The sequence below is a fragment of the Proteus genomosp. 4 str. ATCC 51469 genome (assembly GCF_003144375.1).
GTDB lineage: Bacteria > Pseudomonadota > Gammaproteobacteria > Enterobacterales > Enterobacteriaceae > Proteus.
This window is the reverse complement of sequence record NZ_PENV01000005.1, coordinates 51,240-69,818: the sequence shown is the minus strand read 5'-3', so window position 1 is coordinate 69,818 and position 18,579 is coordinate 51,240. Positions and strand designations below refer to the sequence as shown.

Here is an 18,579-nt window from a genome sequence, read left to right as displayed (position 1 = left end):
GTTTTCCTCTTTGTTGTATTATCGAAACACTAAATAATTATCGACCTTTCCATTCAGGTGCTCGTTTCTCAGCAAAGGCAAGTGGCCCTTCTGTGGCATCTTCTGAATGGAGAACACTTGGATAATGTTTTAATACACCACTGCGCATTAATTTATAGCCTTCTTCAATAGAAAGTTCGCTTGTGGCACGATAAATCTCTTTTAATGCTGCAACAGCCAGTGGGGCACTATTGGCGATTTGATCTGCGAGTTCACGAGCGCTATCCATTAATTCAGCAGAACTAACAACACGGTTTGCAATGCCCCAACGCAATGCTTCGTCCGCATTCATACGACGGCCTGTCATTAGCATTTCATTGACGATAGCCGGAGGTAAACGTTTAGGTAAACGCAATACGCCACCACTATCTGGCACAATGCCTAGTTGTGCTTCAGGTAACGCAAAAGAAGCGTTGTCTGAGCACACTATCATGTCAGCAGCGAGTGCTAATTCAAATCCACCACCAAAAGCATAGCCGTTAACGGCGGCAATAACAGGTTTATCTAGATTGAAAAGCTCGGTTAAACCAGCAAAACCGCCTGCACCGAAATCAGCATCAGGGGCTTCACCTTCAGCCGCTGCTTTTAAATCCCATCCTGCCGAGAAAAAGCGTTCGCCTGCACCTGTAATAATCGCGACACGTAGGTTGGGATCATCACGAAAACGTAAGAAAACTTCGCCCATTTCATGACTGGTTTTCGCATCAATAGCATTGGCTTTTGGCCTATCTAATACAATTTCAAGTACTGAACCACGTGTTGTTAGGTGTAATGACTGGCTCATGTTGTATTCCTTTTCATCATCAAAAATAAGCATTTATGATTGAGGTTATTAAGTTGTGGTTGAACCTACCTATGCCTTATTTCAAATGCTTTTTAATCACTTTTCCGGAGCAATTACGTGGTAAGCCCTCTCTAAATTCAACTGCGCTGGGAACTTTAAACTTCGCCATATTTTGCTCACAGAAATGGAAGAATTCTTCTTCACTCAAGGTTTCATTTTCAACCAGTACCACAAAGGCTTTAATTGCTTCATCACGAATGTTGTCAGGCACTCCAATTACGGCGACATCTTGAATTTTAGGATGTGAAGAAATGATATTTTCAATCTCAACGCAAGAGACATTCTCGCCACCACGTTTGATCATATTGCAACTGCGATCAACGAAATAGAAAAAGCCTTCATCGTCACGATAACCATAATCACCAGTATGTAACCAACCTTCTGGCTCTAGCGCTTTTGCTGTGGCATCGGGTCGGTTGTAATACTCTTTGAATAAGGTTTTTCCAGGCTCGCCTTTTACGCAGATTTCACCCACAACGCCATCAGGCACTTCGTGGTTTTGTTTGTCTCTGATTTGAGCTTGATAACAAAAACCCGGTCTGCCAATTGATGGCCAACGGCGTTTATCTCCGGGTCTATCACCAATTAAACCAACGATAGTTTCTGTCATGCCATAAGAGGTGAGCAATCGCACGTTAAAGCGCTCAATAAAAGCGTCTTTTTCTTCATCTGCGAGATTGAGGTAGAACATTACTTCGCGTAATTTGTGTTGCTTTTCTTCGGATGAAACTGGTTGTGCCATTAAGGTTCTCATCATCATGGGAATGCATTCCGTCACTGTCGCTTGATACTTAAGGATTTGTTTCCAAAAAGCTCTAGCACTGTATTTTTCGAGTAGGACAAATGTCGCACCTACAGAAAATGCCGCGAGAGATGCGGTGCATTGGCAATCAATATGAAAGGCAGGCATAACAGTGAGATAAACATCGTCTTCACGTAATGCGTTTTGCCATGATGAGTAATAACCCGCAAAGCGTAAGTTATAGTGTGTGATAACAACGCCTTTAGGTTGAGAGGTTGTACCCGAGGTAAAAAGGATCTCAGCTGTATCATCTACACTTAATGGGGTGTGATGATTAAGAGTAACAGGATGCTTGGCTTTCTCTTTTAGAAAATCAATAACCCCTTTCTCAGTAGGAAGACTGTTTTCTGTTATTAAAAACAACTGAGTTAAAGGATTTTGTTCATCCTGTAACATAGGTTGGTAAATAGGATAGAAATTATCGTGTGTTACTACGTAATGGGCTTGGCAGTGATTGATTATCCATGCGCTCTCTTCATGCATAAAGCGCGCATTTATGGGTACCATGACAGCGCCAATTTTTGCTAGCCCAAACCAGCAAAAGAAAAACTCAGGGCAGTTATCAAGATGCAAGGCAACATGGTCGCCTTTTTTTATGCCACCAGCATGGAAAAGATTTGCGGTTCGGTTGATCTCTTCATTTAATTCACTGTAGCTAAATTGTCTCTCTTGTCCTTGTGCGGATACGAAAATTAGCGCTGTTTTTTTGCCAAAAACCTCGGCTAAATCATCCCACATTTGACGTAAGTTTTGTTTGCCAATCACATCCATTAAACTGTTACCCTATTCTTTTGCCGTGAGTTCAGATGCACTTTCTACCTTTGTGCTATCTGAATTCAACGGTATTACTTTTCGATTTTAGCCAGTCCCTTATCGACTAGCCCCCTGATTTGTTCGTCGCTATAACCGATATTTTTCAAAATTGCGTCAGTGTCCATGCCGTGAGATGGCATTCCACGCCAGATCTTTCCGGGGTTATTTTTAAATTTCGGCATCACATTTGGCCCTTTGCAGGTTTCGCCATTCATGGTTTGCCATTCGGTGATCGATTCACGTGCGATATATTGCGGATTGTCTTCAAGCTCAGGAATAGTCAGCACTTTGGCACTGGCAATATTGAGCTCTGAAAGTCGTTTAAGAACCTCAGTGATCGGTTGTTTTGCTAACCATTCATCTAACTTGTCTTCAAATAATTGGCCATGAGGGCAGTTAATACGGTGAATAAGTTGAGTACCTTCTGGCACTTCAGGTGTACCAAGCAGATGAGCAAGGCCGATATCTTTGAAAATTTCTTCAATTTGAGTGATACCGACAACTTCCATCACGATATAACCATCTTGGCAACGGTAAAGTCCACAGCCAGCGTAGTACGGATCTTTCCCTTTGGTCATTCGAGGGCAGATTTCACCACCATTGAAATAATCCATCATGAAGTATTGCCCCATACGCAACATCACTTCATACATTGCAATATCAATACTTTCGCCTTTGCCTGTTTGTTGGACTTTATACAGTGCCGCTAACGCGGAAGTGGTTGCTGTCATCCCTGAGAAATAGTCTGCGGTATAAGGGAAGGCTGGCATTGGCTGATCTTTGTCACCGTTTTGAATAAGGTAACCACTAAAGGCCTGAGCGATGGTGTTATAAGCGGGTAGGTTGGTATATTGCGGATCACCGTATTGGCCAAAACCCGATAAATGCGCAATAACTAATTTAGGATTATGCTCCCACAATACTTCATCCGTAATACCGCGACGTGCAAAGGCTGGGCCTTTACTCGCTTCGATAAAGATGTCGGTTGTTTCCATTAATTTTAGGAACGCATCACGACCTTCGTCTTTAAAGATATTTAACGATAGTGCATGAAGATTACGGCGAGAAAGTTGAGGGTAGTGAGGTTGAACGCGAATGGTGTCAGCCCATGCAACGTTTTCAATCCAAATCACTTCAGCACCCCATTCTGCAAACATTTGTCCTGCAAATGGCCCTGCAATTTCAATTCCTGAAAACACAACACGAACCCCTGAAAGTGGGCCGAATTGTGGCATTGGTAAATGTTCTGTCATAGCGTCACCTCGTAAGTGGTTTAGTGAAAACTCTCTCACCTAATGATGAGAGAGTTTTCGTGATTAATTAGCGGTACTGTTTAAGCACTGAACGTCCTAGTGTCAGGATCTGCATTTCGTCAGAGCCACCAGAGACACGGTCAACACGAAGATCACGCCAGAAACGAGAAATACGGTGCTCGCCAGCAATACCAACACCACCAAGCACTTGCATTGCACTATCAACTACTTCAAATGCCGCATTTGCACAGAAGTATTTACACATAGCTGCATCACCAGAAGTGATTAAGTTGTTGTCACTCTTCCATGCAGTTTCATATAACATGTTGCGCATTGAATTGAGTTTGATCGCCATATGAGCGAATTTTTCTTGAATAAGTTGGAAACGGCCGATAGCTTCGCCAAATTGCACACGTTGGTTGGCATAACGAGCCGCATCTTCGAATGCACACATTGCGGTACCGTAGTTAGTGAGGGCCACTAAGAAACGTTCGTGATCGAACTCTTCTTTCACACGGTTAAAGCCGTTGCCTTCACGGCCAAACATGTCTTTTTCTTCAAGTTCAACGTTATCGAAAGTGATTTCACAGCAGCTATCCATGCGTAAACCCAGTTTTTCTAACTTGTTGACTTTGATGCCTGGTTTACTCATATCCACAAACCATTCAGTAAAGATTGGTTTATCTGGAGATGCTGAGTCACGGCTCATCACAACAACATAAGGGGTATAGGCACTACTGGTGATAAAGCATTTACTACCGTTAAGGTAAACTTTGCCATCTTTACGGGTATAAGTGGTTTGTAAGCTACCAACGTCGGAGCCTGCACCCGGTTCAGTGATAGCAGAATTCCACATTTGTTTACCTGTACCACGGAACGCCATGATTTTATCAATTTGCTCTTGAGTCCCTTCACGCAATACAGTGTTAAAGCCACCAGGTAATTGATAAAGCACGTAAGTTGGCGCACCTAAACGACCTAATTCCATCCAGATGGCAGCAACAGTAACAAAACCTGCATTTAAGCCGCCATGCTCTTCAGGGATAAGCAGATTGTCAATTTCCATATCCGCTAAGGCTTTGACAAAACGTTCTGGGTATTTGCTTTCGCGATCACATTGTGCGAAATAAGCTTCCCAGTTTTCACTGGCCATTAATTCGCGGACACCGTCAACAAACAGTTCCTGCTCATCATTCAATCTAAAATCCATGTTAATAACCTCTTAATATGTCATTCTTTGCGTATAGCGGATCAGTCTTTCCAATGTACTTTGGCATCTTTAATAAAGGACAAGGTGACCATGATATTGACGAAAAATAGTGGGCATCCTCCGGCGATAATGGCGGTTTGAATAGGTTTTAAACCCCCAAGTGCTAATAGGATGATGCCAATAACGCCGACCAGCACAGACCAGCCGATACGCACTAATAAAGGTGGCTCAGAGCCTTCTTTCATAGAGCGACAAGTGGACATTGCTAGTGTGTAAGAACAGGCGTTAATTAAGGTGACAGTGGCAATAAAGCAGAGGATAAAGAAGCCCCACATTGTCGCTGTACTAAGCGGTAATGCTGCCCATGTTTCAATAATGGCGCGTGGAACACCATATTGTTCAATCAGTTGTGGAATGTTGAGAATATTTTGGTCAATCAGTTGTAAGGTGTTACCACCAAGAATTGTCCAAATTAACCAAGTTCCTGCGGTTAAGCCTGAAACCATTCCTAAACACAGCTCGCGAACAGTACGGCCTTTAGAGATACGAGCTAAGAAGATACTCATTTGGATGGCGTAAATAACCCACCATGCCCAATAGAAGACCGTCCAGCCTTGAGGGAATCCACCTTTACCGATTGGATCTGTATAGAACAGCATACGAGGCATATACATCATCAATGTACCGACAGAATCGGTAAAATAATTGACGATAAAGCTAGCTCCACCAACGATAAATACCCAACCTAACATTAAGAAACTCAGGTAAGTTCGAATATCACTGGCGATCTTCACCCCTTTTTGCAGACCAAATGCCACGCAAATTGCGTTTAATAAGATCCAGCAAGAGATAATGATGGCATCTAATTGCAGAGTATGAGGAATACCAAATAAGTATTGAATACATTCAGTGACTAACGGTGTTGCTAAACCAAGGCTAGTCCCCATTGCCAGAATTAAAGCAACAAGATAGAAGTTATCAATAATCGTCCCAACAATCCCATTAACGTGTTTTTCACCAATTAATGGCGTTAAGGTGCTACTTGGGCGGATAACTTCCATTTTGCGAACAAAGAAGAAATAAGCGAACGCAACAGAAAGGAAGCTGTAAGTTGCCCAAGGTAGAGGACCCCAGTGGAACAAGCTGTAAGCAAGGCCAATTTCTTTAGCTTGAGTCGAATAACCTTCCATTCCAAAAGGCGGGCTTGAAATGTAGTAGTATATTTCAATCGAACCCCAGAAAAGGACGGCGGCTGATGTACAAGACGCAAACATCATAAAGATCCAGCTTGCGGTACTAAACTCAGGTTTGTCTTCCCCAAGACGTTTATTGGCATAACGACCGAAGACTAACCAAAACCAACCTCCGAACATGATAACCATGTACCATTCAAAGGCCCAACCCCAGACATTGGTAACATAGCTGAATACGGCATTAATCACTTCATTTGAAGCATCAAGATCACGTACCGTTAACCAACATAAAATACCAACAATGATCAATGGCGGAAAAAAAACCTTCGGTTCTATTCCTGCCTTTTTATTATCTTTGCTCATAGGTAAATTTTCCAAATATATTTAGCGCAGAAGTTTAAGTAGTGTTAATTCCTAATAACTAATAAAACAATTAAGTTTATTTATGAATATTTTGTCTATTGGTGATTCATCATAATAGAAAAATAAAGTCATTGGCTAATCTACAAATCCATTAATGATGAAGAATGATGGATATTATAAGAAATCTATTCTGTTATTCACTTCACACTATTCTTTTTGTCGATTTTATGTTACGTTTTATAACGTTTTATTTTCATTATAACTTATTGATAATTATTGATATTGCATTGTATGTGATCGGCTTGTTATATTCCGTCTTTCAATATTGTTGATCTGAGTGGCAATATTGAATGTTAAATACCATTATATTTATTATGTTCAATATTGTTGATCGAAGTAGCAATATTGAAAGTTGAACACTTTAATTAAAACTAATTTCAATATTGGTGATGTATTTAGCAATATTGAACGCTATATCTTCTTTATTTAATAATGTTCAATATTGGTGACCTAGGTTTAATTTTTTAATCACTTAATTATGTTAATTCTATATTACATTGCCAGAGTAAATGACATTATTTATTAATTTCAGGAGATGTAATGAATATTATTACATGTTACAAAAGTGTTCCCGATGAGCAGGATATTACGGTAAATAGCGCAGATAGTTCGCTAGATTTTTCTCGCGCTAATACCAAAATCAGCCAATATGATTTAAATGCGATTGAAGCCGCTAATCAGCTTAAGACGCAACTTGATGGTATTCAAATCACGGCAATGAGTGTTGGTGGTAAAGCACTGACAAATGCGAAAGCACGTAAAGACGTTCTTTCTCGTGGTGCTGACGATTTAGTTGTTGTGGTTGATGACCAATTTGAAGCCTCTTTACCCTATCAAACGGCGGTTGCGCTGGCGGCGGCAGCCACTAAAAAAGGTTATGACTTAATTCTTTGTGGTGATGGCTCTGCAGATCTCAGCTCACAACAAGTTAGCTTGCTGGTGGGGGAAATTTTAAATATCCCTTCAATCAATGGTATTAATAACATTGTTTCGCTCTCTAATGATTCAATTACGGTTGAACGTGAATTAGAAAATGAAATTGAAACACTGACCATTCCATTACCTGCTGTAATTGCGGTGTCTACTGACATTAATACACCTCAAATTCCTTCGATGAAAGCCATTCTTGGCGCTGCCAAAAAACCTGTTCAGCAATGGAGTGTTGCCGATCTTGGTCTGGATGTGATTACTGCGCGTTCAGAGCAAAAAGTTGCGGCACCAAAACAGAAAGTGCGTCAACGCATCATTATTGAAGGTGATGGTGACGATCAGATTGCTGAGTTGGCAGAACATTTACGTAAAATTCTTAAGTAATAGGGGGAGTTATGAGCCAGTTTTCAACTGTTTGGGTATTTAGTGATGCACTTTCCCGTTTACCAGAGTTAGTGGGTGGCGCTTCTTCATTAGGACAATCTATCAATGTATTTACATTGAATGATGAACAAAGCGTGGCTGCTTTTAAATTAGGTGCAACAGAGGTTTTCCAATTAGAAGGTAAACCTGACGATCGCATTATTGAAGACTATGCACAAAGCATGGTTGAAATCATCAAACAAAAAGGTGATGCAGGTTTAGTGCTATTACCTAATACACGTCGTGGCAAATTACTCGCTGCACGCTTAGGTCATCGTTTAGCAGCGGTTGTTTCTAATGATGCACAATCTTTAAAAGCAGATGGTGATGCATTAGTAACAAAACACATGGTTTACGGTGGTCTTGCCTTTGGTGATGAAACTCTGAAAACCCCTTATTGCGTAGTGACTGCAAGTGTCGGTGCTTTTGATGTTGCACCAGAAACAAGTGCGACAGGTAATGCACAAAAAGTGGCATGGATTGCTCCATCTCAAACTATCGTTCGTAATTCAGTTCAACCGCGTGCAATCAATGCCGTCGATTTAGATAAAGCGCGCTTTGTTGTCAGTGTAGGTCGCGGTATTGGTAGCAAAGAAAATATCGTCATTGCAGAAGAATTAGCGAAAGCTATTGGTGCTGAAATCGCGTGTTCTCGTCCTGTTGCTGAAAATGAAAAATGGATGGAACACGAGCGCTATGTCGGTATTTCTAACCTGATGCTAAAACCTGAACTTTATCTAGCTGCCGGTATTTCAGGACAAATTCAACATATGGTCGGCGCTAATGGCGCACAAACTATTGTTGCTATTAATAAAGACAAAAATGCACCTATCTTCCAATTTGCTGACTACGGCATTGTCGGTGATTTAATGAAGATTTTGCCTGCATTAACTCGTCAATTATCTAACTGATTTATTTAAGCAGAGAAGGTGACTTCTCTGCGTTTATCGCAAATTCTGGAGATGTTATGTCCGATTCCGAAGATATTTTCGATGCCATTATTGTTGGCGCAGGATTAGCAGGATCTGTGGCTGCACTTGTTTTGGCAAGGGAAGGCGCACAAGTATTGCTAATAGAAAGAGGTAACTACGCTGGCGGGAAAAATGTAACCGGTGGTCGTATGTATGCACATACTCTTGAACGCATCATTCCTGAGTTTGCGCAAGAAGCACCTGTTGAACGCGTTATTACTCACGAAAAATTGTCGTTTATGACTGAAGCCGGTGCAATGACAATTGATTACCAAAATGCCGAAGGGAATAACCCAAAAACGGCTTCTTGGTCTGTATTACGTGGTGAGTTTGATCAATGGCTAATGGAACAAGCCGAAAATGCCGGTGCGCAATGTATTACAGGTATTCGCGTTGATAAGCTCGTCGAACGTGATGGCAAGATTGTTGGTGTGGAAGCTGATGGTGATGTGTTAGAAGCTAAAGCCGTTATTTTAGCTGATGGTGTGAATTCTATCTTAGCTGAACAGTTAGGGATGACAAAACGTGTTGCCGCTGAAAATGTAGCCGTAGGTGTAAAAGAGATCATCGAATTGCCTGAAAGTGTGATTAAAGATCGCTTTAACCTAAAAGATAACGAAGGCGCGGCTTGGTTATTTGCAGGATCACCTACCGATGGATTAATGGGCGGTGGTTTTTTATATACCAATAAAACCACGCTCTCTTTAGGTCTTGTTTGTGGGTTGCACCATATTAAAGATGCGAAAAAATCAGTACCACAAATGCTGGAAGATTTTAAACAGCATCCCGTTGTTGCTCCGCTAATTGAGGGCGGAAAGATGGTGGAATACGGTGCGCATGTCGTTCCAGAAGCGGGCTTAAGAATGCAAAACGAATTAGTACGCGATGGCGTATTAATTGCTGGTGATGCAGCAGGGATGTGTATGAACCTTGGCTTTACTATCCGAGGAATGGATTTAGCGATGGCATCTGGTGAAGCGGCTGCAAAAACGGTGCTTTCTGCTATGGCAAAAAATGATTTTAGTAAACAATCACTTAATGAATATCTCAAACATTTAGAAGATGGCCCGTTGCGCGATATGAAAGCGTATCAGCGTATGCCTGATCTACTTGATAATCCTCGTATGTTCACTGCTTATCCTGAAATGGTCGTTGGTATCGCGAAAGATCTCTTTACCGTTACGGGTGAAGCGCCCGTACCAATGCGTAAAACCATGATGCGTCATACCAAAAAAGTCGGTTGGATGAATCTGATCAAAGATGGGATCAAAGGAGTAAAAGCAATATGAGTTCTCCCGTAAATGTCGATGTCAAATTAGGCATCAATAAATTTAATGTCGATGAAGAAAATCCACATATCGTCGTTAAAGAGCAACCTGATATGCAGGTATTGGAAACCTTAGTCAAAGCTTGTCCTGCAGGTCTATATAAAAAACAAGAAGATGGCACTATCAGTTTTGATTATGCAGGGTGCTTAGAGTGTGGAACGTGTCGAATTCTTGGTTTAGATAGTGCGCTTGAAAAATGGGAATACCCACGCGGAACTTTTGGCGTGGAATATCGTTACGGATGATGTATCGCTACTTTTCTCCCAGTGCTATCTCCGGCCTGGGAGCTTTTCTTTTTTATTTTATTTAGAAAAATACCAGGATGCAGTCATGCAACCCAGAAACTTTGATGATATTCGTTTTACCTCTGTACATCGTCGGGTGATGTTATGGGGGAGTGGCGGCCCTTTTCTTGACGGCTATGTGTTAGTGATTATCGGTGTGGCATTAGAGCAACTCACGCCGTTATTACAGCTTGATGCACAGTGGATAGGCCTGTTGGGTGCGGCAACATTAGCAGGGCTTTTTATTGGCACATCACTTTTTGGTTATATTTGTGACAAAGTGGGTCGTCGCAAAATGTTCCTTGTGGATATTGTGGCTATTGGGCTTATTTCGATTGCAACGATGTTTGTGTCAACACCAGTGGGTCTATTGGTGATGCGATTCCTTATTGGAATTGTGATTGGTGCTGATTACCCCATTGCGACGTCAATGATCACGGAGTTTTCCAATAAAAAACAACGTGCTTTTGCTGTCGGTTTTATTGCCGCAATGTGGTATATCGGGGCAACATGTGCCAACTTAGTCGGTTATCTTTTATATGATGTTGCAGATGGCTGGCGCTGGATGTTGGGTAGTGCTTTTATTCCTTGCGTCATTATTTTAATTGGTCGCTTTGATTTACCTGAATCCCCGCTTTGGCTAATACGCAAAGGGCGTATTCAAGAATGTAATGAAATGATGATAAAGCTTTTTGGTGAACCTGTTGTTTTTGAAGCTGAAAATGCCAAAACAACGCGTTTTATCGAGCTATTTAATAAACGTCATTTTTCTTTCGTGCTTTTTGTTGCGGTCATTTGGACTTGCCAAGTTATTCCGATGTTTGCCATTTATACCTTTGGGCCTCAGATTGTGGGTTTATTAGGATGGGATGCGGGAAGGAGTGCGGCACTGGGTAATGTAGTGATTAGCCTATTCTTCATGTTTGGATGTATTCCTGCTATGTTTTGGTTAAATCAAACAGGGCGACGTCCGTTATTGATTGGTAGTTTTGCCATGATGACATTAGCATTATTAGTGCTAGGGGTTTTCCCAGATTTACCTATCTTATTTGTTATCTTAGCCTTTGCGACTTATGCCTTCTTTTCTGGTGGCCCCGGAATTTTACAATGGCTTTATCCTAATGAATTATTCCCAACCGATATTCGAGCATCGGCAGTTGGTGTCATTATGTCAATAAGCCGTATTGGTACGGTTATTTCAACTTGTGCGCTTCCAGCCTTTATCGCCACTTACGGGATTAATACGACGATGTTAGTGGGGGCTGCAATTTCTTTATTCGGCATGATAGTTTCTGTGTTGTTTGCGCCAGAAACCAAAGGATTAACACTTAATCAGACTTCAACCATGCCAATGAGGCGAGGTAAATAACATTTTTAATTGATAAGCAAGAAAATAAGTTAAGTAATTTAAAACGTTTTTTATTTAGATGTTATAAATTTTAATCATTATTGTATTTATTTTTATATTATTTTAATTTAAATTATCACACCAATGATTATTGATAAGATTTATTTATACCTTAAAGAGAGATGAGATTATTTATATTAAAGAGAGAGTGATTTTATTTTTATTATTTAAATAAAATGACTCTCCTTTTTATTTTTAAAAATAACACCTTTATAACGCCTTGGTTTCAAATTTATTTCATTGTTATTAATTCATCTTCAATTACAAATTATATTTAACTCATCAAATCTAGACCCCAATCACAGATCTCTCTCATACTATTCAAATGACGAAAAACAGTTCGTTATTTACCAAGAATGAATAATTCCCCCTACCCAGAATAAGGTCATTACAGACGCAAACACCAGCAAAAAAGCGGTTGAGTAGGTATTTATGACCTTATTAGAAATGACAGTTAAAGAATGTCTAAACAATATTGTAAAGCAATATGCTTCACAAACAGCATTGATTGAAAACCAAAGTAAAAAGACACTTTCTTGGCAACAATTACAACAAGAAGTAGAAAGTGTTGCGCGTGGTTTTTTAGCGATTGGTTTAAAAAAAGGTGATCGTTTAGGTATTTGGTCTGCTAATAGTAAAGAGTGGATAATTTGTTTTCTTGCTGCTGCTCAAATTGGTGTTCCTGTTGTTTGTATTAACTTTCATTTTAAAAAAAGAGAGTTATTAGATTTATGTCGATTAACCGGTATTAAAGCATTATGTTTTTCTGATGGGTTTAAAAGTAATGACTTTATTGAAGTGATTAATTGCCTTGCTAAAAAAGTAACTGAAAATAAGGATGTATTACCTCAGTTATTTATTAGTATGGGAAATAAATCGGCAGAAAAAAGTGTCTCATTATCTCAATTAAAAGCAATTAGCCAAAAAATATCAGATAAAGAATATCAACATGCTATTTCACAAGTTAGTGTAAAAGATTTACTGACTATTCAAATGACCTCAGGCAGTACTGCTATGCCTAAAGGTGTCATGTTAAGCCAATATAATGTGATTAATAATGCCATGCTGTCAGCACAGCGATTAGGCGTAACGCATAACGATGTCATTTGTCTTGCTGTTCCTTTATTCCACTGTTTTGGGCTCTCTTCTTGTCTCTTTTTTGCGTTAACAACCGGATGCCAATTAGTTCTTCTTGATAACTATTGTGCAGAAGATGTTTTGAAAGTCGTCCAAGACTATCGTTGCACCGTTATGCATGGCGTACCAACGATTTTTAGCCGTTTAATGAAGCACGAGCAGTTTTCTCATTACGATTTATCTAGCCTTGATAAAGGCATTATTGCCGGGGCAAGTTTCCCTCCTGTGTTAATTGATGACATTGAAAATACGTTAGGAATGAAAGGGATCACCGTCTCTTATGGACAAACAGAAGCCTCGCCTTGTTGTACTCAAACATTACCAAACGATGCTTTACCCATAAAACGCAGTTCTATCGGTAAACCATTACCTTTTGTTGAAATGAAAATCATTAGTCCGAAAACGGGTAAACCTGTGCCAGTGGGCGTTTTGGGTGAAATTTGCACTCGTGGTTTTCATGTGATGATGGGTTATGACAATGCTCCTGATAAAACCAAGGAAGCTCTAGACGAGGAAGGTTGGTTACATACAGGGGATATTGGTTATGTCGATGAACAAGGAAATTATCACTACGCCTATCGCATGAAAGAGATTGTCGTCCGTGGTGGTGAAAATATCAGCCTTTGTGAAATAGAAGAGGCCATTGCGGAATATCCCGGTGTTGACGCAACGAAAGCGTTCGGCATTCCTTCTGTCGATTTAGGTGAGGAAGTCATTGCCACTATTTGTGTGCAAAAAGACTGCACCCTAAATGAAAGCGAATTACGTGTATTTCTACAAGAGCGTCTAGCTCGCTACAAAATTCCCAAAGAACTCCATTTCTTTACGCAGTTTCCTCATACCCCTTGCGGAAAAATTGATGTGCAAGCCCTGAAATTGCAATTGGGTTATGGCGTTTCAATCAAGGATGAAGAAACCAAAGTAGCGGGTTAAGTGACAACGGATTTATCCACATTCTGACAACAGCAGTATGAAGTCTAAAAATAATTAGGAGAAAAAATGACAAGTCGTAAAGCACTGGAAGGCGTCACTGTAGTTGAGTTGGCGACCTTTATTGCCGTACCCGCAGCGGGCCGTATTTTAGCTGATATGGGGGCAAACGTAATCAAAATTGAATCCCCAAGTGGTGATAACTTACGTTATACCGCACCGACTGAAGGCCGTCCGTTAGATCAACATGAAAACACCAGCTTTGATTTAGAAAATGCCAATAAACGTGGCATCGTGTTAAATACGAAAACAGAAGCAGGTAAAAAAATTCTGTTTGAACTGCTAGAAAAAGCCGACATTTTCTTAACTAACTGGCGTCCTGGTGCAAGAGAACGCGCAGGGTTGGATTATGAAACGTTAAAACAACGTTTTCCAAAATTAGTTTACGCCAGCGTGACCGGCTATGGTGATGAAGGCCCAGATAAAGATCTACCTGGATTTGATTACACGGCATTCTTTGCTCGTGGTGGCATTTTAGGTTCGCTGTACCAAAAAGGCACAGTACCAATGAATGTGATCCCTGGCCTTGGTGATCACCAATGTGCATTAGGTTTAGTGTCTGGTGTGTTAGCTGCTTATATTCGCGCTAAAAATATTGGGCAAGGTGAGTATGTTTCAACTAACTTACTGCATACCTCAATTTATACCCAAGCAATCATGATCCAAGCGGCACAATACCCAGATTATGGTCAGCCGTATCCAATCGATCGTCGTAATACTACCAGCCCATTTATTCTGGCTTATAAAACAAAAGATGACCGTTTTATTCAAGTCTGTATGCCTGTTTATGACGCCTATTATCCAACCTTTATTTCTTGTATTGGTCGTCCAGATTTAGCGGAAGACGCTCGTTATACACGTCTACAAGAAGTAGCGAAAAATAATCGCTCCCCTGAATTATATGACCTGATTTGGCAACAAGTTGAGCAAAAAACAGCGTCAGAATGGGCAGATATTTTTACCAAAAACGATATCCCATTCAGTATTGCGCAAACATGGGAAGAAGTGTTGGAAGACAAACAAGCTTGGGCAATCAACACCTTCTACAACATGAAGTACAAAAATGGCAGTGAAAAAGCCTTAGTTCGTCCACCTATTGATTTCTTAGAGAGTGGTTTACCTGAATATCGTCGTGGTCCTTTGTTAGGTGAAGACACACCGTCTGTATTAGCTGAATTAGGGTATAGCGCAGAAGAAATCGCCAGCCTTGAAGCCAATAAAGACGTGATGACGTGGAAAGAATAATCCACTTATTTTTTTAATTTTCAGGAGAGCAAAGGCATGCAACAAGACATTTTCACAATGGGCGTTGATATCGGATCGTCTGCATCAAAATGCATCATCATGAAAAATGGTGACGCCATTGTCGCTAAATCACTGGCATCTGTGGGTGCAGGAACCTCTGGGCCTGAAAAAGCGATCGCTGAAGTATTAAGCCAGTTTGGTGGCGATCTCAGTCAGATCAGTTGGATCTGTGCAACCGGTTATGGCCGTAATTCTCTGAAAGAAGCCAATAAAGAAGTGAGCGAACTGAGCTGTCACGCCAAAGGCGCGCACTTTCTTTTTCCGGGCGTAAAAACAGTGATTGATATCGGCGGTCAAGACGTTAAAGCACTTCATATGGATGGTGCAGGCCGTTTATTAAACTTTGTGATGAATGACAAATGCGCCGCCGGTACAGGACGCTTTTTAGATGTAATGTCGAGAGTATTAGAAACCAAGATTTCTGACCTCGCTCAAGAGGGCGCTAAGTCCACTAAGAAAGTCACGATTAGCTCAACCTGTACCGTGTTCTCTGAATCAGAAGTGATTTCTCATCTCGCGAATAACGAAACAATACCCGACGTTATTAATGGCATTCACCGTTCTGTGGCTAGCCGTATTGCTGGTCTTGCAAAACGAGTGGGGGTTGAAGCCCCTGTCGTGATGACAGGCGGTGTTGCCAGTAATTTTGAAGTTGTTCGTTATGTAAGCGAAGAGTTGAACGCCTCTATCGCCACTTCACCTTTATCACAATACAACGGGGCGATAGGTGCCGCCATTTATGCCTTTGAAGCGTACCGCCATCAACTGGAAGACGATGCGTTAACAATAGGAACATCAAAATGAGCAATGTAGATATGAATGCGCCGGATTATATTCCTGCGAAAAAACGACTGCAAAAAATCGCTGCTGATGCTTATCAGCGTGCGTGGGATGCTAAAAATAGCGGTGAAAAAATAGGCTGGTGTGCCTCTAACTTCCCACAAGAAATTGCTGAAACATTAGGTTTATGCGTGGTTTATCCTGAAAACCAAGCCGCAGCCATTGCGGCAAAAGGTGCAGGTTTAAAAATGTGTGAGCATGCAGAAAGCATGGGATATTCCAATGATATCTGTGCTTATGCTCGAATCAGCCTCTCATACATGGATATTAAGCAGTGTGAAGAGATGGATATGCCTCAGCCTGATTTCTTGCTGTGCTGTAACAATATCTGTAACTGCATGATCAAGTGGTATGAAAATATCGCATACGAATTGAATATCCCGATGATCCTTATCGATATTCCTTATAAAAATGATTATGACACTGATGATGTGACAGTGAAGTATGTTCAAGCACAATTTGATGATGCGATTAAACAACTTGAAAAAGTCACTGGCAAAGTCTTCTCCGAAGAGAAGTTTAAAGAAGTCTGTGAAATCTCACAACGTACAGGGCGCGCATGGCTAAAAGCAGCAGAATATTGCCAATATGAACCGTCACCAATGAATGGTTTTGATCTGTTTAACCACATGGCGGTTGCTGTTTGTGCTCGCGGCAAATTAGAAGCTGCACTGGCTTTTGAGCAACTGTGTGAAGAAATGGAACAAAATATCAAAGAGAAAAAATCGACTTACCGCGGTGAAGAAAAATACCGTGTTCTCTTTGAAGGTATTGCTTGCTGGCCTTATTTGCGTGCCACATCTACCCCGTTAAAAGAGCAAGGTATTAACGTTACCGCTACTGTTTACGCCACCGCGTTTGGTGTGATTTATCAAAACAGTGACGAGATGATGCGTGCTTACTCTTACGTTCCTAACTGCGTCTCTGTTGAGCGCGCGGCAGATATGCGTATTAACGTCAGCCGTCAAAATAAAGTTGATGGTGCGATTATTCACGTTAACCGCAGTTGTAAGCTCTGGAGTGGCATTATGCCCGAAATTGAGCGCCGTATTCGCCATGAACTTAAGATCCCAACGGTGACTTTTGATGGCGACCAAGCAGATCCCCGAGTTTTCTCTGAAGCGCAGTATGTCACCCGTGTTGAAGCATTAACAGAAATTATGGCTGCGAATAAAGCAGATATGAAAAAGGGAGACATCTAATGAAAGCATTAACGGATAGATTTGATGAGCTGCAAGCCGTGGTGGATAACCCCGTTGCGCAATTAGAGGGTTTTATTCGTAGTGGCAAAAAGGTGATTGGTTGTTTCCCTGAATATACTCCGAATGAAATTGTCTATGCAGCAGGCATGGTGCCTTTTGGCATTTGGGGCGCGGAAGGACGTGAGATCTCAGAAGCGAAGAAATATTTTCCTCCTTTCTATTGCGCGCTAGTGCTTTCTTCTCTTGAGATGGGATTGGATGGTGCGCTGAATAAACTGTCAGCAGCCATAATTCCTTCTTTGTGTGACACCTTAAAATGCTTAGGGCAAAACTGGAAAGCCGGTGTGCCACAAGTGCCTTTTATCCAACTGGTGCATCCACAAAATCGTAAAACCCCAGCGGGTATTGCTTTCTTAACCGAACAATACAAAAAAATCGCACTGCAATTAGGGGAAATTTCAGGTCAGCCTGTGACAGATGATGCACTAAAAAGTGCAATCCATTTGTTTAATCAGCGACGCGCCGCGTTACGCGAATTTTCAGAGATGGCCGCGCTTCATCCAAACTTAATCACACCACAACGTCGTAATACTGTGATCAAAAGTGGTTACTTTATGGATGTCATTGAACATACAAAAGCCGTTGAAGCCATTGTTGCACAATGCAAAACCTTATCTCCAGAACCTTGGAAAGGGCACAAAGTTGTTGTGACAGGCATTATTGCGGATAGCCCTTCTATTCTACAAATTTTGGCTGATAACAAGATGGCGATTGTGGCAGATGAAGTGGCACATGAGTCTCGTCAGTTCCGTCAAGATATCCCAGAAAATAACGCACCTTATGAAGCAATGGCAGAGCAAATCGCCCAGCTTGAAGGGTGTTCACTTTTATATGATCCAGAGAAAAAACGTGGCCGTTTAATTGCCGATATGGTGAAAAACACAGGCGCTGATGGTGTTGTCTATTTGCTAACAAAATTCTGTGATCCAGAAGAGTTCGATGCCCCGATAGTGAAGAAATTCCTCGATAGAGAAGGCATTCCTTCCATCATTATCGAAATCGATCAGCAAACTAAAACGTATGAACAAGCTAGAACGGCACTGCAAACTTTTGCTGATGTGCTTTCTGCTTAACAACATTAATCAATAGTCACAAAAGACCTGTGTGAATAGCACAGGTCAATT

The 18,579-nt window shown here is 41.1% G+C and carries 15 protein-coding genes; 10 read left to right on the top strand and 5 right to left on the bottom strand.

Annotated elements, in window-relative coordinates; all coding sequences use genetic code 11:
* Positions 1-37 precede the first annotated feature (37 nt).
* From caiD to caiT, 5 genes are all read right to left on the bottom strand, one after another.
* On the bottom strand, positions 38-823 hold the full coding sequence (caiD, locus tag DK866_RS07300) for a crotonobetainyl-CoA hydratase (protein WP_109408364.1): 786 nt from the start codon (positions 821-823) through the stop codon (positions 38-40).
* Positions 824-899: 76 nt separating this feature from the next.
* A complete protein-coding gene (gene caiC, locus DK866_RS07295; RefSeq protein WP_109408363.1) occupies positions 900-2,456 on the bottom strand; it encodes a crotonobetaine/carnitine-CoA ligase in 1,557 nt (518 codons plus the stop codon).
* A 74-nt stretch (positions 2,457-2,530) separates the two neighbouring features.
* The gene (caiB, locus tag DK866_RS07290) at positions 2,531-3,751 is read right to left on the bottom strand and encodes an L-carnitine CoA-transferase (RefSeq protein WP_109408362.1); all 1,221 of its coding nucleotides are present in this window, start codon (positions 3,749-3,751) and stop codon (positions 2,531-2,533) included.
* Between the two features lie 67 nt (positions 3,752-3,818).
* Positions 3,819-4,961: a crotonobetainyl-CoA dehydrogenase gene (caiA, locus tag DK866_RS07285; RefSeq protein WP_023582983.1), complete on the bottom strand. Its 1,143-nt coding sequence runs from the start codon at positions 4,959-4,961 to the stop codon at positions 3,819-3,821.
* Between the two features lie 41 nt (positions 4,962-5,002).
* Positions 5,003-6,517, bottom strand: a complete 1,515-nt coding sequence (caiT, locus tag DK866_RS07280; protein ID WP_072069078.1) for an L-carnitine/gamma-butyrobetaine antiporter — start codon at positions 6,515-6,517, stop codon at positions 5,003-5,005.
* A gap of 600 nt (positions 6,518-7,117) precedes the next feature.
* Here caiT and fixA point away from each other — a divergent pair.
* From fixA to DK866_RS07230, 10 genes are all read left to right on the top strand, one after another.
* Positions 7,118-7,891 (top strand): putative electron transfer flavoprotein FixA, encoded by a 774-nt coding sequence (gene fixA / locus DK866_RS07275; RefSeq protein ID WP_109408361.1) that lies wholly within the window; start codon positions 7,118-7,120, stop codon positions 7,889-7,891.
* A gap of 11 nt (positions 7,892-7,902) precedes the next feature.
* Positions 7,903-8,841 carry an FAD-binding protein gene (locus DK866_RS07270; RefSeq protein WP_109408360.1) on the top strand — a complete coding sequence of 313 codons (939 nt, stop codon included), beginning with the start codon at positions 7,903-7,905 and terminating at the stop codon, positions 8,839-8,841.
* Positions 8,842-8,897: 56 nt separating this feature from the next.
* A complete protein-coding gene (gene fixC, locus DK866_RS07265) occupies positions 8,898-10,190 on the top strand; it encodes an FAD-dependent oxidoreductase FixC (protein ID WP_109408359.1) in 1,293 nt (430 codons plus the stop codon).
* Positions 10,187-10,474, top strand: coding sequence for a ferredoxin-like protein FixX (gene fixX, locus DK866_RS07260; RefSeq protein WP_023582978.1), 288 nt, complete (start codon positions 10,187-10,189; stop codon positions 10,472-10,474). Before fixC ends, fixX begins: the two co-directional genes overlap by 4 nt.
* An 85-nt stretch (positions 10,475-10,559) precedes the next feature.
* On the top strand, positions 10,560-11,882 hold the full coding sequence (locus DK866_RS07255; RefSeq protein ID WP_109408358.1) for an MFS transporter: 1,323 nt from the start codon (positions 10,560-10,562) through the stop codon (positions 11,880-11,882).
* Between the two features lie 471 nt (positions 11,883-12,353).
* A complete protein-coding gene (locus tag DK866_RS07250; RefSeq protein ID WP_109408357.1) occupies positions 12,354-13,991 on the top strand; it encodes an AMP-binding protein in 1,638 nt (545 codons plus the stop codon).
* Between the two features lie 66 nt (positions 13,992-14,057).
* Positions 14,058-15,293, top strand: coding sequence for a CaiB/BaiF CoA transferase family protein (locus DK866_RS07245; RefSeq protein WP_109400052.1), 1,236 nt, complete (start codon positions 14,058-14,060; stop codon positions 15,291-15,293).
* Between the two features lie 36 nt (positions 15,294-15,329).
* Positions 15,330-16,157, top strand: a complete 828-nt coding sequence (locus DK866_RS07240; RefSeq protein WP_109408356.1) for an acyl-CoA dehydratase activase — start codon at positions 15,330-15,332, stop codon at positions 16,155-16,157.
* On the top strand, positions 16,154-17,395 hold the full coding sequence (locus DK866_RS07235) for a 2-hydroxyacyl-CoA dehydratase subunit D (RefSeq protein WP_109408355.1): 1,242 nt from the start codon (positions 16,154-16,156) through the stop codon (positions 17,393-17,395). Before DK866_RS07240 ends, DK866_RS07235 begins: the two co-directional genes overlap by 4 nt.
* Complete coding sequence (locus tag DK866_RS07230) at positions 17,395-18,528, top strand: 2-hydroxyacyl-CoA dehydratase subunit D (RefSeq protein WP_109408354.1); 1,134 nt, start codon at positions 17,395-17,397, stop codon at positions 18,526-18,528. Before DK866_RS07235 ends, DK866_RS07230 begins: the two co-directional genes overlap by 1 nt.
* Positions 18,529-18,579: the final 51 nt, after the last annotated feature.

Coding starts and splice junctions, on each gene's coding strand:
- caiD (WP_109408364.1), bottom strand. CDS start 823: ATGAGCCAGTCATTACACCTAACAACACGTGGTTCAGTACTTGAAATT.
- caiC (WP_109408363.1), bottom strand. CDS start 2,456: ATGGATGTGATTGGCAAACAAAACTTACGTCAAATGTGGGATGATTTA.
- caiB (WP_109408362.1), bottom strand. CDS start 3,751: ATGACAGAACATTTACCAATGCCACAATTCGGCCCACTTTCAGGGGTT.
- caiA (WP_023582983.1), bottom strand. CDS start 4,961: ATGGATTTTAGATTGAATGATGAGCAGGAACTGTTTGTTGACGGTGTC.
- caiT (WP_072069078.1), bottom strand. CDS start 6,517: ATGAGCAAAGATAATAAAAAGGCAGGAATAGAACCGAAGGTTTTTTTT.
- fixA (WP_109408361.1), top strand. CDS start 7,118: ATGAATATTATTACATGTTACAAAAGTGTTCCCGATGAGCAGGATATT.
- DK866_RS07270 (WP_109408360.1), top strand. CDS start 7,903: ATGAGCCAGTTTTCAACTGTTTGGGTATTTAGTGATGCACTTTCCCGT.
- fixC (WP_109408359.1), top strand. CDS start 8,898: ATGTCCGATTCCGAAGATATTTTCGATGCCATTATTGTTGGCGCAGGA.
- fixX (WP_023582978.1), top strand. CDS start 10,187: ATGAGTTCTCCCGTAAATGTCGATGTCAAATTAGGCATCAATAAATTT.
- DK866_RS07255 (WP_109408358.1), top strand. CDS start 10,560: ATGCAACCCAGAAACTTTGATGATATTCGTTTTACCTCTGTACATCGT.
- DK866_RS07250 (WP_109408357.1), top strand. CDS start 12,354: ATGACCTTATTAGAAATGACAGTTAAAGAATGTCTAAACAATATTGTA.
- DK866_RS07245 (WP_109400052.1), top strand. CDS start 14,058: ATGACAAGTCGTAAAGCACTGGAAGGCGTCACTGTAGTTGAGTTGGCG.
- DK866_RS07240 (WP_109408356.1), top strand. CDS start 15,330: ATGCAACAAGACATTTTCACAATGGGCGTTGATATCGGATCGTCTGCA.
- DK866_RS07235 (WP_109408355.1), top strand. CDS start 16,154: ATGAGCAATGTAGATATGAATGCGCCGGATTATATTCCTGCGAAAAAA.
- DK866_RS07230 (WP_109408354.1), top strand. CDS start 17,395: ATGAAAGCATTAACGGATAGATTTGATGAGCTGCAAGCCGTGGTGGAT.